This is a genomic window from Anaerohalosphaera lusitana, from assembly GCF_002007645.1.
Lineage (GTDB): Bacteria > Planctomycetota > Phycisphaerae > Sedimentisphaerales > Anaerohalosphaeraceae > Anaerohalosphaera > Anaerohalosphaera lusitana.
Map to the genome: position 1 here is coordinate 1,719,396 of NZ_CP019791.1, position 15,656 is coordinate 1,735,051.

General features: G+C 45.2%; 13 protein-coding genes. All 13 read left to right on the plus strand.

All coding sequences use genetic code 11. From position 1 onward, the window contains the following. The first annotated feature begins 10 nt into the window (after window positions 1-10). A complete protein-coding gene (locus STSP2_RS07145; RefSeq protein WP_146661221.1) occupies window positions 11-397 on the plus strand; it encodes a response regulator in 387 nt (128 codons plus the stop codon). Window positions 398-424: 27 nt separating this feature from the next. Next, entirely contained in the window at window positions 425-1,909 is a 1,485-nt protein-coding gene (locus STSP2_RS07150) for a glycosyltransferase family 4 protein (protein ID WP_146661223.1), read from the plus strand. A gap of 87 nt (window positions 1,910-1,996) precedes the next feature. After that, window positions 1,997-3,286: a Vi polysaccharide biosynthesis UDP-N-acetylglucosamine C-6 dehydrogenase TviB gene (gene tviB, locus STSP2_RS07155; protein ID WP_269466432.1), complete on the plus strand. Its 1,290-nt coding sequence runs from the start codon at window positions 1,997-1,999 to the stop codon at window positions 3,284-3,286. 54 nt (window positions 3,287-3,340) lie between these two features. Further along, on the plus strand, window positions 3,341-4,693 hold the full coding sequence (locus STSP2_RS07160; protein ID WP_146661225.1) for an oligosaccharide flippase family protein: 1,353 nt from the start codon (window positions 3,341-3,343) through the stop codon (window positions 4,691-4,693). Window positions 4,694-4,878: 185 nt separating this feature from the next. Next, window positions 4,879-6,018, plus strand: a complete 1,140-nt coding sequence (locus STSP2_RS07165) for an O-antigen ligase family protein (RefSeq protein WP_169853058.1) — start codon at window positions 4,879-4,881, stop codon at window positions 6,016-6,018. After that, complete coding sequence (locus STSP2_RS07170) at window positions 6,011-7,171, plus strand: glycosyltransferase family 4 protein (RefSeq protein ID WP_146661229.1); 1,161 nt, start codon at window positions 6,011-6,013, stop codon at window positions 7,169-7,171. The genes STSP2_RS07165 and STSP2_RS07170 overlap by 8 nt, the downstream gene beginning before the upstream one ends. Beyond that, window positions 7,161-7,709, plus strand: coding sequence for an acyltransferase (locus STSP2_RS07175; protein ID WP_205848026.1), 549 nt, complete (start codon window positions 7,161-7,163; stop codon window positions 7,707-7,709). The genes STSP2_RS07170 and STSP2_RS07175 overlap by 11 nt, the downstream gene beginning before the upstream one ends. A 75-nt stretch (window positions 7,710-7,784) precedes the next feature. Then, entirely contained in the window at window positions 7,785-9,881 is a 2,097-nt protein-coding gene (locus tag STSP2_RS07180) for a bi-domain-containing oxidoreductase (RefSeq protein WP_205848027.1), read from the plus strand. Window positions 9,882-10,064: 183 nt separating this feature from the next. Next, complete coding sequence (locus STSP2_RS07185; protein WP_146661234.1) at window positions 10,065-11,564, plus strand: heparinase II/III family protein; 1,500 nt, start codon at window positions 10,065-10,067, stop codon at window positions 11,562-11,564. A 9-nt stretch (window positions 11,565-11,573) separates the two neighbouring features. After that, window positions 11,574-12,827 (plus strand): glycosyltransferase family 4 protein, encoded by a 1,254-nt coding sequence (locus STSP2_RS07190; protein WP_146661236.1) that lies wholly within the window; start codon window positions 11,574-11,576, stop codon window positions 12,825-12,827. 1 nt (window position 12,828) lies between these two features. Then, entirely contained in the window at window positions 12,829-13,611 is a 783-nt protein-coding gene (locus tag STSP2_RS07195; protein WP_146661238.1) for a methionyl-tRNA formyltransferase, read from the plus strand. A gap of 17 nt (window positions 13,612-13,628) precedes the next feature. Further along, the gene (locus tag STSP2_RS07200; protein ID WP_169853059.1) at window positions 13,629-14,546 is read left to right on the plus strand and encodes an XrtA system polysaccharide deacetylase; all 918 of its coding nucleotides are present in this window, start codon (window positions 13,629-13,631) and stop codon (window positions 14,544-14,546) included. After that, the gene (wecB, locus tag STSP2_RS07205; protein WP_146661242.1) at window positions 14,543-15,646 is read left to right on the plus strand and encodes a non-hydrolyzing UDP-N-acetylglucosamine 2-epimerase; all 1,104 of its coding nucleotides are present in this window, start codon (window positions 14,543-14,545) and stop codon (window positions 15,644-15,646) included. Before STSP2_RS07200 ends, wecB begins: the two co-directional genes overlap by 4 nt. The last annotated feature ends 10 nt before the right edge of the window (window positions 15,647-15,656 follow it).

A 15,656-nucleotide genomic window follows, 5' to 3' on the forward strand; every position in this document is an offset into this window, starting at 1 on the left:
AGTAGAGAATTTGGGTTTGTTAGATTTTATCAAAAGCAATGATAGGGCAAACACTGTTCTCGTTATTTGTGCCCGAGATAAGGAAAAGGCACTGGCTGGTTTTACCGCAAGAGTGTTGTTTGCAGATGACTGCGAAGAGGCACTGGAGATACTCAAAGACATAGATGTTGATGTGGTTGTAGCCAGGTGGAGTATCAATGGACATCCAGATGGCGATATTCTTATAAAAGTTCGTTCAGCCATCCCTTCGCTGCCTTTGATTGCGATTGTTGACTCTATGGATAACGGATGTGAGCGAGCAGCCAGAGCGTCCGGCATGACCGCAGTAATCACCGAAGAAATACACGCTCACCAATTAAGATACAAGCTCACCCATCTAATAAACAGGGCAGGTTGATATAATGCCCGATACTATTTACTGAATATGCAGACATATATCCTTACAATCTCTTTGAGTTTTCTGCTCTCTCTTGCAATTACGCCGCTTGTGATCGCCTGGGCACGCAAGCTGGGGGTGGTTGACAGGCCCAACGCTCGGTCGGCCCACAAAAAGCCGGTGGCACGTGCTGGAGGGGTTGCGATCTTTGTCGCTTGTATGCCGGTGGTTGTTGGCATTCTTGCGGTTCCCAACGCGATAGGTGAAAGCTTCCGCGAGATTTGGCCGCAGGTTACGGTGCTGCTGGCAGGGGCCTCGGTAATGTTTGCGGTAGGGCTTCTGGACGATGTATTTAATCTGCGTGCCCGGTATAAGCTGGTCGTTCAGGTGCTGGCTGCGGTTGCCGCCTGTGCGGTGGGCATTCGGATCGAGGTTGTCGAAGTACGCGATCTGTTTACTATTGATTTTGGCATATATTCATGGCCGTTGACGCTGGTGTGGATAGTGGGTGTGACAAACGCGGTGAATCTGATCGACGGCCTGGACGGACTTGCTGCGGGCATTTCCGCCATAGCTTGCGGTGTGATAGCGGTTCTGTCGGTCTTTTTTGGCAATGCCGTTATGACCGTTATTATGCTCTCCCTGATGGGCTCGCTGACGGGCTTTTTGTTCTTCAACTTCAACCCAGCCAGGGTGTTCATGGGTGACTGCGGCAGTCTGTTCTTGGGCTATATGCTTGCGACGGCGTCTGTGATGTGCTCAGTAAAAAGCCAGGCACTGGTCGGATTGGCGCTGCCGATACTTGCTTTGGGTGTGCCGATTTTTGACACGTTTTTTGCGATGCTGCGGCGTTTTTTGGAGAGAAGATCAATGTTCGCACCTGACAAGGGGCACTTCCATCACCGTCTGCAAGAGCTTGGCCTGCACCAGCGGCACGTGGTGATGATCGCATATGCAGTGACCATTGCTGTCGCTGCTTTAGGCTGTTTTATGATGGCAACCCGCAGCCTGGCATCTATCGTGCTATTTATCGCTCTTTTAGCAATGATAGTGTTCATCTTCCGATGGGTGGGCTCGGTCCGATTGCGAGAGACTATCTCCGGCCTCAGACAAAAATACAGCCTAGCTCAGCGAATTAAATCCGAGATCCGTGGTTTTGAAGACGTTCAATTGCACTTTCGCAATGCGACTACCTTTGATCAATGGTGGGAAAGCGTATGCCTGGCAGCCGAACAGATGGACTTTTCATCCATCTCAATGCCGCTCTCAAGCCGTGACGGCACCCAACGAATCCTTAGCTGGCACTCAAAGTCAAACAACGTAAGAAAAGACGACCTGATCAGCATGGTGGTCCCAATAAAGGACCGCCGCTCAGACAGCCCGCTCCGCCTGGATATAGTTCTGCACACCAACGGCTGCCTGGAATCCGCCGGCCGCCGAGTAACCCTCTTCGGCCGCCTAATGCAAGAGAACGGCCCAAAAACACTTTCAGGTGATAGAGATTTAGGTGATAGACAGGCCAAGCTTGCTTGAAGAATGTTTCCGTATGTCGGACCATTTGTTTCAGTGAGACCGACAGTTAATGAACAGGTTGAAATGCTACTGAGGGTGGTAAGTGGAATGAACGAGACAATGCAAAAGAAAATCGATGATCGTAGTGCAAAGATTGCAATTATTGGCCTGGGTTATGTAGGCCTGCCGCTAGCAGTAGAATTTGGCAAAATATTTTCAACAATCGGCTTTGATATTAACTCAGATCGCATCGAAGAGCTTGAAAATGGCCACGACCGCACACGCGAGGTTGAATCCGAAAAGCTAAAAGCAGCAGACAAACTCACCTACGGCTCCGATCTGGAAAGCATCAAAGATGCGGATATTTATGTCGTCACCGTCCCCACTCCCATTGACAAATATAAGAAGCCCGATCTCACCCCATTGATCAAAGCTAGCACCACTGTAGGCAAGGTTCTGAGCAAGGGTAACATCGTTATCTACGAAAGTACGGTGTACCCAGGGTGCACGGAAGAAGACTGCGTATCCGTTCTCGAAGCCAACAGCGGCCTGAAATTCAATACGAACTTCTTCTGCGGGTACAGCCCTGAGCGCATAAATCCAGGTGATAAGGAACACACTGTTACGAAAATCAAGAAGGTTACGTCAGGCTCGACTCCCGAGATAGGCCAAGTGGTCGATAGTCTCTACAAAACCATCATCGTAGCCGGAACCCATTTGGCAGGCAGCATCAGAGTAGCCGAAGCTGCCAAGGTTATCGAAAATTCGCAACGCGACATCAACATCGCATTCGTGAATGAACTTAGCAAGATTTTCAATCTTATGGGTATCGATACAATTGAAGTGCTGGAGGCAGCGGGTTCCAAGTGGAATTTCCTCCCGTTCCGCCCAGGTCTTGTTGGCGGCCACTGCATTGGGGTTGATCCATACTACCTTACTCACAAGGCACAGTCTCTCGGCTATCACCCGGAAATAATCCTCGCAGGCCGGCGCATAAATGACGGCATGGGCTCACATGTCGCCAGCGAAGTAGTCAAGCTGATGATCCAGAAGGGCCACCGCATCAAAGGCTCAAAGGTCCTCGTGCTCGGTATTACATTCAAAGAAAACTGCCCCGACATCCGCAACAGCCGGGTGATAGACGTAATCGAAGAGCTGAAAAGCTACGGCTGCGAACTAACCGTCCACGACCCCTGGGCCGATCCCGAAGAAGTAAAAGAAGAATACGGAATCCAGCTTAAAGAAGTGCCGACAGATCAGAAAGATTTTGACGCAGTGGTAATAGCCGTTGCTCATAACCAGTTCAAGCAAATAGATTTCAACACATTCGACCATGGCCAGATAGTCGTGTATGATCTCAAAAGATCATTGGCCACTAAGATAGACGGAGGATTGTAAGCGTGGTTCTGAAAAATGGTTCTAAAATGACAATGAATATAAGGCATAGCGAATATGCGTGAAGTCGGCCTGAAAAAGTTGGCTTACAAATTTAGTCCTGCAGTTGCTCACCCGGTGATTAGAAGAGTTGAGCGATCAGACATTGCCTCTCGACTTGCTGGCGGTGCTTTCTGGTCGTTAGTGGGGCGGGTAGTATCGCGAGGCTTTTTGCTAGTCAGCTTGATTTTAGCAGCAAGAATTTTAGGCCAAGAAGAATACGGCAGAGTTGGTATCGTACGGTCTACCATCGGTACTTTCATGATATTTGCGTCTTTTTCCATGTCGATCACGACTACAAAGTTCATTGCGCAGTATCGCAATACCTCTAAATCTCACATTTCTGGAATTGTTTTTTGGTCCCTATTGGTTGTTGTTGTCGCGGGAAGTCTGGTTACCTTGGCTCTTATCGGTTTAAGTCCATTTATTGCTTCACAATTTATCAATGATCTTTCCATATCGCCGATGCTTAAACTCGCTGCGTGTATCTTATTCCTGGTAGCCTTAGAAGGTGTATTGCAAGGTGTTTTGGCTGGCTATGAATCATTTGGAAAAATAGCACTCGCCAATACTGTTTCCGGCATTACCGGACTAGTGGGTATAATATTGCTGGCACAACTCTTGGGTGGTCTGGGTGTGATTTTAGGGCTTTTACTTCGGATGGCTGTTCAGGTGATGGCCTTAGGGGCATTAGTCTTTAGAGAATTGAGGGTGCAGGGTATAAGGCCAGCACCAATCCACAAACGAGAATCCTTCAAAATGCTTTTTTCTTTTGGACTGCCGGCCTTTCTCGGAGGAATAGTTCCGTCAATTGCTTTCTGGGCCTCAGCTGTATTACTCACAAGAGAGGCGGGCTATGAGCAGATGGCAATTTTCGATGCTGCTAATCAATTTCGAGCTGGAATATTAACATTGCACAGTGCGGCAGGAATGATATTGTTGCCTGTATTTTCAAACATGTTTGAAAAAGAAAAATCCAGATACGAACGAGTTATAGGAAAAGTATTAACAATAAACATTGTTTTAGCAGGAATGATTTTTGCAGGTATTGCGGCTCTATCTCCGTTCCTGATGGGCTTGTTTGGTGAGAAATATGCATTGTCTTGGCATGTACTTGTATTTATTGCGTTGACAGCGGCGTTAGGAATTGGATGTGACATTCTAAAAAAAGTCTTAGCTAGTCAAGGCAGAATGTGGGTAAACTTTTTTACAGGCCTAATTATGGCGTTGATTCTCATGGGGACTGCAAGATTATGTGTCAGATACGGAGCTTTTGGTTTAAGCATCAGCTATACAACTGCATCTACGGTGTTGCTGTGTATGCTCTTATACTATACTCGCACAAGTGTTAAGTATAAGACAGGGAACTAAATACTATCAATGCGTAAAAGTAAAAACTGTGCTTTTTATTCAGACAAAAATTTACAGTCAAGCTTCAGGGCGACAGTCTATAAATATATGAAATGAAAAAAAACAATAGCAAAATTCTTATAGGTATACTTTTCATCTTACTATTTGTATATGCCGGTTTTTCGCCAGTTTATTGGGTTCCTGGTATGTCATATACTGTATTTAGAATTGCCAAGATATGCGTAATAAGTACTATAATGATATTCAGCTTGCTTCTGGGCTACCTTAATCCCAAAAGAGTTCTCTCCAATTCAATTATAATTGCTTTTCTGTTTTTCGTGACGACTGCTTTTGCAGTTGCTCTTGGCAATGAAAAAAACAGTACTGGTGCAATATTTGGAGAGTTTTCAGATTTTGCGTTTGCTGGGCTTACTGTTGTGCTATTTTTCAACTTACATCAAAGACATCCTAATAGTGTGAACAAAGTATTTAAAAGCGGGTATGTATTGCTGTGTTTCATGGCCTTATTTCCGGTGCTTAATTTTTTAATAGGATGGCCTGATATACAGCCTCCCAAATTTGGTCGCGAGGTCCTATTATCCTTCTGGAGCACAGGCTTTGCGGGGTCACGTACAAACTGGAGCACAGGTCTGGCTTTATTTGTTCCAATCAGTTTTCTCTTTACAATTAATTACAACCATAGGCTACTTGTGATATTGACTCGACTGGTTCTATTGTCACCTATTATCGCAAGTCAACTATTCTGCGGTAGCAGGGGAGGTCTGTTGGCTACCATAAGTGCTTTGGGTTATATTACGGTTAAATGCTTCAATGTGAGATATTTACTTATATTAATGGCGATAATTGGAATTATAAGTATTTGTGTATGGCCGTTTATTGTTGAGCATTTAAGATTAGGTAGACAGGATATTAGTACTGGTAGGCTGCAACAATATGGAGTGGCGATAGAAGCAATATCTTCTCCTTCGCTGCTGGGACAGGGTATTGATGGGTCGAAAAGAGTTGTGTATCATAAAGTTTATGAAGACCATGAGGTACATAATGTTGTGTTAAGGGCAATGATCGATTATGGGCCATTAGTCTATGTATCGGTTGTTGCGTTCTTTATCATTCTTCTGATGAGGATTTTATTTTCTGCGGGGACATTGGTAGATGTTGTCTGCTATGCGATCATATTGACTATTTTAGTAACTTCTATGTTTGAACCCAACGGATTCATTGGTGGATTTCAAAATAAGTTTCTGTTTTGGGCAGCTTTAGGTATTGTGGTTTCCATAGAATATACGGAGCAGTATAAAAAATCAAAGGATAAAAGACATGCATAAGGTCGCTGTTGTATACCAAATTTTAGCACATTACCGCGAGCCAATTTTTCGCAGACTTTGTGAGCAAGATTACGGTGTAGAATTCACATTGTTCTCAGATAGTAAGAATACGATTAACTCTGTTAAAGCGATTGATTCTGAAATAGCCAAGTTGCCAGTTGAAAAGGGAGGGTTACGTTGGAAATTTGTGAAAAACATGAAGCTGCCGCATCATTTCCTCTGGCAGAGGGGTGTGGTTAAATTAGCGTTTAGCAAAAAGTACGATACAATTATTTATCTTGGCGATGCCTATTATCTATCAACCTGGGTAAGTTGTTTCTTGGCTAAAATAACAGGCAAACGGACACTGATGTGGACACATGGTTTTTTATCTGAAGAAAACGGTCTAAAAGGTTATGTCAGGAAACATTTTTATGATTTGGCAGATGGTGTACTTGTTTATGGAGACCGAGCCAAAAATATTATGATTAAAAAAGGTTTTGACCCTAAGTCAATCTATGTAGTCTACAATTCACTTGACTATGAAAAACAGAAAAGTCTGAGGTCAAGTGTTGGGGTGCAAAAATGCGAAGCACTTAAAAAAAGGCTATTTCCCAAAAGTGTTGAACAGCCAACTATATTTTTTATCGGCAGATTAATTAAAAATAAAAACCTGAAGTTACTTCTTCAGGTAGCTAAACTACTGAAGAATAGCGGGAGCGAAATCAATATACTTTTCATTGGCGATGGTCCTGAGCGCGGCCAGTTAGAACGAGTAACACTGGAATACGATCTTAAAGAGAATGTGTGTTTCTATGGTGAATGCCACGAAGAAAGTGAATTGGCCCCTCTGATAATGATGTCTGACTTGTGTATTTCACCCGGCAGTGTAGGTTTAACTGCTATGCATGCACTGGCTTATGGAAAGCCGGTAATAACGCATGACAATTTAGACAGGCAGAAGCCTGAGGTTGAGGCCATTCAGCCTGGTAAAAATGGTGATTTATTTCAGGAAGGCAACTTTGAGGAACTGTGTGCTAAAGTAGAAAGTTGGCTTGATAGAAAAGTATCAAGCTGTGAATGTTACGATATTATTGATAAAAAATATAACCCAGAAAATCAATGCCGGATAATCATGAATGCAATTGCTGAGGTGTCTAAAGGTGGACATTAAGAACATATTGAGAAACGGGCTGACAAGGCTTAAGTATCCTTTGTATTTCCAAAGAATGGCACAAGTTGGCAAGAATGTAATATTTGGGCGTAATGGCTGCATAATCCGTCCTGAGGAAGTGTATTTAGGTGATCATGTTTTTATAGCTGCCAACTTTCATTTATCTGCGAGAAATCTGCACATAGGTAATTATGTCATGATCGGTCCAAATGTCGTAATTGAATGTGATGATCACATCTTTCATTGCATTGGTAGACGTATGTATGAAGTAAGGGATGAACGTACAGTTTCAGGCATTAATATAGAGGATGATGTTTGGATCGGTGCAAACGTTACAATTTTGAAGGGAGTTACGATAGGTGAGGGCTGTGTAATTGGAGCTGGTTCAGTTGTGACCAAATCAATCCCTCCATACTGCGTTGCATTTGGAAATCCTTGCAAAGTATACAGGCAGAGGTTCGATATGGTGGACCTCGAAAAGCATTTGAAGGACGTTCGGTCTAAATACACCATGACAAATATTAAAGCAATGTGGTAAAGGCAGAGTCGAAATAGTTAAATAGTGAGTTGGTTCGTGATGAGACAAATTTTACAACACTTAAAAACTGGTCAAATGGAAATAGCAGAGGTGCCCTGCCCCCAAGTGGGTGCTGGGCAAGTTCTGATTCAGACCCGGGCATCGTTGATCTCCGCGGGCACTGAACGGATGTTGGTCGAGTTTTCTCAAGCCAATCTTATCCAAAAAGCCCGGCAGCAGCCGGACAAGGTCAAGCAGGTACTGGACAAGATGAAAACCGATGGTTTGATGCCGACACTGGAGGCAGTCTTTCGCAAACTCGATGAGCCTATGCCGCTTGGTTACTGCAATGCCGGGGTTGTGCTGGAGGTTGGATCTGGAGTAACAGATCTGCAGCCAGGCGACAGGGTTATTAGCAACGGGAATCATGCGGAGGTCGTCTGTGTTCCTAGGAATCTTGTCGCAAAGATTCCGGATGGCGTTACAGACGAGCAGGCGGCTTTTACTGTGCTCAGCAGCATCGCCTTGCAAGGGATCAGGCTTGTCCAGCCGACTCTGGGCGAAAGGGTTATGGTTTTTGGCATGGGCCTGATCGGTATCATCACCACGCAGTTGCTGAGGGCGAGCGGTTGTGATGTGCTTGGCGTTGACTTCAATAGCCAGCGGCTGGCAATGGCTGAGAAGTTCGGCGCGAAGACAGTGGATCTGTCCAAGGGGGCCGATCCGATCGCTGCGGCTAACGGCTGGACAGGGGAGCAGGGAGTTGATGCTGTAATTATTACTGCTGCTGCAAAGACGGATGAGATCATGCACCAAGCCGCTGAGAGCTGCCGTAAGCGTGGCCGGATTGTGCTTGTTGGGGTAGTAGGCTTGAACCTGCGGCGTGATGACTTCTTTAAGAAGGAAATCACCTTCCAAGTATCCGCCAGCTATGGTCCGGGTCGTTATGATGAAAATTATGAGCAGATGGGGCAGGATTATCCGCTGGGGTTCGTTCGCTGGACCGAAGGGCGAAACTTTCAGGCAGTACTTGGTGCGATGGCCTCAGGCGGTTTGAATGTCGATCCGCTTATCACCCATAATTACAAGCTGGATGATGCTCTCAGTGCATATGACAAAATTCAGAATGACCCTTCGGCTCTGGGGGTTATACTTGAGTATCCCCAGCAGGTTGAGCAGAGTACAAAAGTGCAGGTTACTGCGCCTGCATCAAAAAAGGCTGGCAGCGGTATTGTGGGCGTGATCGGTGCCGGTAATTTCTCAGTAAGTACTATCTTGCCATGTCTCAAGAAGACCGATGCCAGGTTGAAATATATCTGCGGCAAAAGCAACCCTCCAGCTGTACAACATGCGGCGAAGAAATTCGAGATTGAAAATGCCTTGACTGATTATGAACGGGTTTTGGCAGATGGGGAAGTGGATACGGTGTTTATTGTTACCGGCCACCACACTCATGCTAAATTTGTGACTGAGGCTCTGGCGGCAGGAAAACATGTCTTTGTCGAAAAACCGCTTTGCATATATCCAGAAGATATGCCAGACATCGCTGATGCGGTTGCAAAATGCCCCGACCGGCAGGTCATGGTCGGGTTCAATCGTCGCTACAGCCCTCATACAATGAAGATCAAGGAATTGCTTGTCGGTCGTGGTGGTCCCCTGACCATGAATATGACCGTTAATGCAGGTGACATTCCTGCTGACATCTGGATACAGGACCCAAAACGCGGCGGTGGCCGCATTATTGGCGAAGGCTGTCACTTTATGGATCTGCTCAGTTATATTGCTGAGAGTCCGATCCGGTCAGTCTCGGCGATGATGGTGGGTGATGGCCCGGCTATTCGCGAAGATAAAATGTCGATTATTTTGGGGTTCGAAGATGGCTCGGTCGGTACCGTTAATTATTTTGCTAATGGTGCTAAGAGCTATCCGAAAGAAACGTTGGAAGTCTTTAGCGATGGTCGGGTACTAAGACTTGATAACTTCCGTAAAACCACTGGTTATGGCTTCAAGGGTTTTAAGAAGTTCAAAACTACGCGTCAGGACAAGGGGCATGCCGCTGAGATTGCCGGTTTTATCCAGCGGGTTAAAGAGGGCGGGGAGCCAATGATCGAATATTGTTGGCTTGAGAATATCACAAGGGCTAGTTTTGCAGCGGTAGAATCTGCTCGAGAACGAAAAACAGTTGAGCTATAAGTCGTGTACAAGTTATCGAGACTTTATCATACAGTTAAACACCTTAAGTCTGAGCAGGTGTACGGCCAAATTTGGAATAGATTACGAGGTAAGTTTGAGAATACGGAACATTTTTGCAAGCAATCAGTTCCGGAATGCGATGGTTGCCGGTGGCCAGCAAGCATTGAAATTTTGCCTCCTGGAATGCAGGACAATAAGACTGAGCATCTTTTAAATGGTAAATTTTCATTCGTTAACTGCACACACAACATCGGTTGGATGCCTGAGTGGAACTGCGAGTATCTGCCTAAACTATGGCAATATAATCTGCACTACTTTGAGTGGCTTTGGGCTCTGGAGTATGAGGATGCAAAGGCAGTCGTCAGCGATTGGATCGATAGTCATAAGCTCGCCCGAGGGCAAGTCGGTTGGGAACCGTATCCAGTTTCACTGAGATTGATGAATTGGTGTGGTGTTTTCTTTTCAAAACATAGGGTGGACATTGAAAGCGATGGTGAATTTACTGAGCGACTATGGAAAAGTTTTTTTTTACAGTGCCAGTGGTTGATCAAACACTTAGAAGTGCATCTCCTGGGTAACCACTACTTTGAAAACGCTGCAGCTCTAGTATTTGTGGGTAGCTGTTTTGAGGGACAGTCGGCAAAGAAATGGCTTGATTGTGGCCTGGGCATCCTGCATGAGCAAATACCTGAGCAGATCCTGCCGGATGGGATGCATTTTGAATTGTCTCCCATGTATCACAGTCGAATGGTGTATCTGCTGGCAATATTGGCAGCGACGAAAAATCGACTAATTACTGAGCTGGTAGAAGAGCCACTGGAGCGTATGGTAGATGCCTTGAAAAAAATATGTCATCCTGATGGGCAGATTGCTCTTTTAAATGATAGTGCATTGGGAATTTACAACGAACCAGATCAGTTGATTGAATACTGTGGCAAGCTGCTTGATCGAGACTTTTCGCAGGAACAATGTGGCAACTTTGAACTGCCGAATGCAGGGTACTACGGGTGGCGCGATAAGGATGACAATTATGTGATCTGTGATGCGGGAAACATCGGGCCTGATTATATCCCCGGTCATGCACATGCGGATATATTCAATTTTGAATTGTCCTTAGGTGGTCAACGGGTCATTATCGACAGTGGAGTGTACGACTATGTCGAATCTGATGAGCGGCGGTATTGCCGTTCAACCGCTGCACATAACACAGTTGAAATTAATGGACTGGACCAGTGTGAGTGTTGGGGGGCGTTTCGCGTTGCCAGACGTGGTTATCCTCGTGATATTAAATTTCAAGCCGACGAGAATGGGTTTGTTCTCAGCGGGAACCATAGCGGCTATGAACGGGTACCAGGAGGGCCGATTCATCACAGGGCAGTTCACTGGCATGAATCTGGTAGATTAAAAATCTGTGATAGAATCACCTCAAAACGACCAGTGCATTCTATTTCTCATATGCATTTACATTCGGAATGTGAAATTGTATCGTTCAATGATCATGAAATTATTGTGAGTTACCCTGCAGGGCAGTTTCTAATCAATATGAGCAAACAAAGTGTAGTGTCGATAGTGAATTCACATTATTGTCCAAGGTTTGGTATTAAACTGAAGTCGAATGTTATCTGTATGACATCGGAAGGTTCGGATATTAGATTGGCATACAGCCTGATGAATATGGATTAAGGGGAATATATGAGCAAAAATAATAGTAAAAGGATATTGTTTCTGACTCACTACTTTCCACCCGAAAGTAATGCCCCAGCCTCTCGTGTTTATGAAATGACAAAACGCTGGGTAGCCGCTGGTCATGATGTGACGGTATTGACCTGCGCTCCTAATGTCCCCAATGGCATAGTCTATGAGGGATATAAGAATAAGTTCCGGCAAACTGAGCTAATTGATGGCATTAATGTAATTCGTGTCTGGAGCTATATGGCAGCCAATAAAGGTACGCTACGGCGAACTCTCAACTATCTAACATATATGCTCAGTGCGATCTTTTGGGGTTTATTTGTCAAAAAGCCTGATGTGATTATTGCCACCAGTCCACAGTTTTTCTGTGGATGGGCTGGTGTTTGGCTGAAAAGATTGCGTCGAGTACCATTCATTTTGGAAATTAGAGATATTTGGCCGGAGACGGTTGTTGCGATCGGAGCAATAAAGAATAGGAACTTGTTGAGGCTTTTTGAGTGGCTTGAGATAAAGATGTATAAAGCTTCCGATATTATCGTTACAGTGGGAGAAGGGTATCGACAGAAACTATTAGAAAGAAATGTGTCTTCAAAGAAGATAGTTATAGTGTCAAATGGGGCTGACTTAAACTTTTTTAAACCTTCAGATCCCGATTCTCAGTTGCTAGAGAGCATCGGAATAAAGGATAAATTTATTTGTTCGTTTATTGGTACTGTTGGCATGTGTTCTGGCTTGAAAGTAATTGTGGATGCTGCTAAGCTATTGTCACAAAAAGGGTATAGTGAGCTAGTTTTTTTGGTGGTTGGCGATGGTGCTGTGCGTCAAGAATTACAAGCTGAATCAGAAAAACTAAAACTATCGAATATTGTGTTTACTGGGCGGCGACCAAAAATAGAAATGCCTAAATTCATTGCAAGTTCCGATGTATGTTTGGCCCATCTACAAAAAAAAGATTTGTTTAAAACTGTTATTCCATCAAAAATATTTGAAGCTGCCGCTATGGCAAAACCTATTGTGTTGGGGGTAGAAGGGTTTGCTGCTAAATTACTTAATGAGGCTAAAGCTGGTATTTGTATCGAACCAGAGAATTATGTAGAGCTTGCTGATGCGTTAATTCTGCTATATGAAGATCCTAATAGGAAAACACAATATGGTCAGTCAGGATATAGCTATGTTCTCAAAAATTTTAATAGGGATAAGCTTGCTAAAGACTATCTGAATACAATAGAGTGTTTAGTTGGTATGGGTAAATAATATGAAAATCATTATTCTCACCCAAGAAGAAAATCTGTATCTGCCGCAATCCTTTGCCACGGTGTGCCGGGCCTTTCCCGATGAAGTGGTCTGTATCGTGGCATCACCGGCCATGAGTACGCATGGAGGGGCGGTAAAGGGCTTTCTCAAACATTTTCAGTTGTTTGGTATCAGGGGCACCTGGATCATGGCCTGTCGTTTGATTATAGCCAAGCTCAAGGGTAGGTTCGCCAAGCCGTCATCTGAAGGGCCGTTTCATTCCATAAAGCAGGTGGCCGATGGTTTTGATATACCATATTATCATGTGCCTAAAGTCCGGGAGCAGCAGTTCCAGTATATCCTGGACAAGTACAGGCCAGATCTGCTCATATCCATCAGCTGCCCGCAGATCATCGGTAAAAAGATCAGGGAGCGCATACCCATGGGCTGTATTAATGTCCATGGCGCGCCATTGCCGAAATATCGCGGGCTGATGCCTGCTTTCTGGGTGCTGCGTAACGGAGAAACTGAAACCGCTACCAGTGTCCATGATTTAATGGCTAAGCTGGACGATGGAGAAATTCTGGTACAGAAGAAGGTTGCAATTGATCCTAATGACACCTGGGATTCCCTGGTGACCAAAACCAAGGCTGAGGGTGCGAGGGCACTTGTTGAGGCCATAGAACAGATTAAGGCCGGCACAGTTCAGCGTAAACCTAATCGTGAAGAAGACGCGACTTATTTTTCATTCCCGACAGCAGAAGATAGGAAGGCCTTTATTAAAGCGGGGAGGAGTTTCTTCTGAATGCTAACATTAAAAATGTGATCTCGATTGATGTCGAGGACTGGTTTCATATACTCGACTCTTCAGTCACGCCAGAGATTCGTACTTGGTCTGATCTGCCTTTACGGGCACAAGCAAGTATGATGAAGATCCTCGAGATGTTGGCAGAGACTGGTACAAAGGCCACCTTTTTCTGGCTGGGCTGGATGGCAGAGCGGATGCCGCAGCTGGTTAGGCGTTGTGCCGATGAGGGCCATGAGATTGCCAGTCATGGTTATGGCCATATTCTTGCCTATAAAGCAGGACGGCAGGCTTTTAGGGAGGATATACGTAAGGCAAAGTTGATCCTGGAAGGTATCGTTGGACAGCCTGTCCAAGGATTTCGGGCACCAGGATTTGGTATTACAGAAAAGGCTTCATGGGCTTTTGATGTGATCAAGAATGTGGGCTATGAATATGATACCAGCGTTTTTCCAGCTTCTCGTGGGCATGGTGGTTTATTGGATGCTCCTTTAGGTTTACACTTTATAACAACTGAGTCCGGACCTCTACCGGAGGTTCCGATGTCGATGGTAGAGCTATTTGATAAGCGGTTTAGCATCTTTGGCGGTGGCTATCTGCGGTTGGCCCCGCAGGGATTGATCCGATGGGGAATAAAACAGTTGCACAAGCAGGGGCAGCCGCTGATTATCTATGTGCATCCGCGTGAAGTCGATCCGGATCATCCCCGTCTACCGCTGGGTTTGGTGCGGCGGTTTAAGAGCTATGTCAATTTGAGATCGACCATGCCAAAGCTGAACTGGTTGTGCCACAATTATTCGTTCTTCACAATGCGTGAACTGGTGGCTGATTATGTGAAATCAGCAGACCGTGAAAAACTTCTGAAAAAGCTCGGAAATTCAGAAGATAAAGACTGGTTTGATTCTGTCTTTTTTTTGAAAGGAGATCCTTCTTGAAAATAATCAATGTAGTTGGTGCCAGACCGAATTTTATGAAAATAGCCCCTCTGATGGAGGCTTATAATAAGAACGGACAAATTGAACCTCTACTTGTTCATACCGGTCAGCACTACGATGAAAAAATGAGTGATTTATTCTTCCGCCAGTTGGGGATCCCGGAGCCGGATATGAACCTTGGAATTGGTTCCGCTTCTCATGCTGTACAAACTGCAGAAATAATGAAGGCGTTTGAGCCTGTCTGTCTGGAGCATAAGCCAGATGTAGTTCTGGTTGTGGGGGATGTTAACAGTACGATAGCCTGCGGCCTGGTAGCAGTGAAGCTGGGCATAAAGCTGATCCATGTCGAGGCCGGCCTTCGCAGCGGCGACCGCTCTATGCCCGAGGAGATCAACCGTATTTTGACAGATTCGATTTCAGATCTGTTGTTCTGTACAGAGCAGAGCGGCGTTGACAATTTACTGGCAGAGGGAGTGGAAGACGACCGTATTCATATGGTCGGCCATGTTATGATCGACACACTGCTGAAGAATCTGGAAAAGGCTCAAAAGTCAAATATGCTTGCCGATCTTGAGTCCAGATTCGGTGTCAATGGCGATGGCTATGCAGTTTTGACTATGCATCGTCCGAGCAATGTGGATGATCCGGTAGTGTTCAGCCGTATTTTGGATGCGTTAGAAGTTATTCAGAAGGACTTGCCAATTATCTTCCCAATGCATCCGCGTACAAGGAACAATATCGCGGGTACTGAACTCGGCAGTCGAATCGAAGATATGACCAACTTGCATCTTCTCGAACCTGTGGGTTATCTGGATTTCTTGAAGCTAACCTCTTCCGCCAAAATAGTCCTTACCGATTCGGGCGGCATCCAGGAGGAAACTACTGTGCTCCAAATTCCTTGCATAACGCTTCGTGAGAATACCGAGCGACCCATCACAGCCGAAATCGGCTCTAACCAAATAGTCGGCACTAGCACGGAATCAATTCTGCAAGCTTATTCAGTGGTGAAATCAGGACAATTCCGCAAGCCGCAAGTACCGCCTCTGTGGGACGGCAAAGCTGCAGAGAGAATAGTGAAAGCATTAGTCAAAAAAATATAGGGACTATTTC

What these genes read in the sequence shown, in the direction of transcription:
- tviB (WP_269466432.1), top strand. Translation starts at nt 1,997, where the DNA reads ATGAACGAGACAATGCAAAAGAAAATCGATGATCGTAGTGCAAAGATT.
- STSP2_RS07195 (WP_146661238.1), top strand. Translation starts at nt 12,829, where the DNA reads ATGAAAATCATTATTCTCACCCAAGAAGAAAATCTGTATCTGCCGCAA.
- STSP2_RS07190 (WP_146661236.1), top strand. Translation starts at nt 11,574, where the DNA reads ATGAGCAAAAATAATAGTAAAAGGATATTGTTTCTGACTCACTACTTT.
- STSP2_RS07150 (WP_146661223.1), top strand. Translation starts at nt 425, where the DNA reads ATGCAGACATATATCCTTACAATCTCTTTGAGTTTTCTGCTCTCTCTT.
- STSP2_RS07160 (WP_146661225.1), top strand. Translation starts at nt 3,341, where the DNA reads ATGCGTGAAGTCGGCCTGAAAAAGTTGGCTTACAAATTTAGTCCTGCA.
- STSP2_RS07185 (WP_146661234.1), top strand. Translation starts at nt 10,065, where the DNA reads ATGCAGGACAATAAGACTGAGCATCTTTTAAATGGTAAATTTTCATTC.
- STSP2_RS07170 (WP_146661229.1), top strand. Translation starts at nt 6,011, where the DNA reads ATGCATAAGGTCGCTGTTGTATACCAAATTTTAGCACATTACCGCGAG.
- STSP2_RS07165 (WP_169853058.1), top strand. Translation starts at nt 4,879, where the DNA reads ATGTCATATACTGTATTTAGAATTGCCAAGATATGCGTAATAAGTACT.
- STSP2_RS07180 (WP_205848027.1), top strand. Translation starts at nt 7,785, where the DNA reads ATGGAAATAGCAGAGGTGCCCTGCCCCCAAGTGGGTGCTGGGCAAGTT.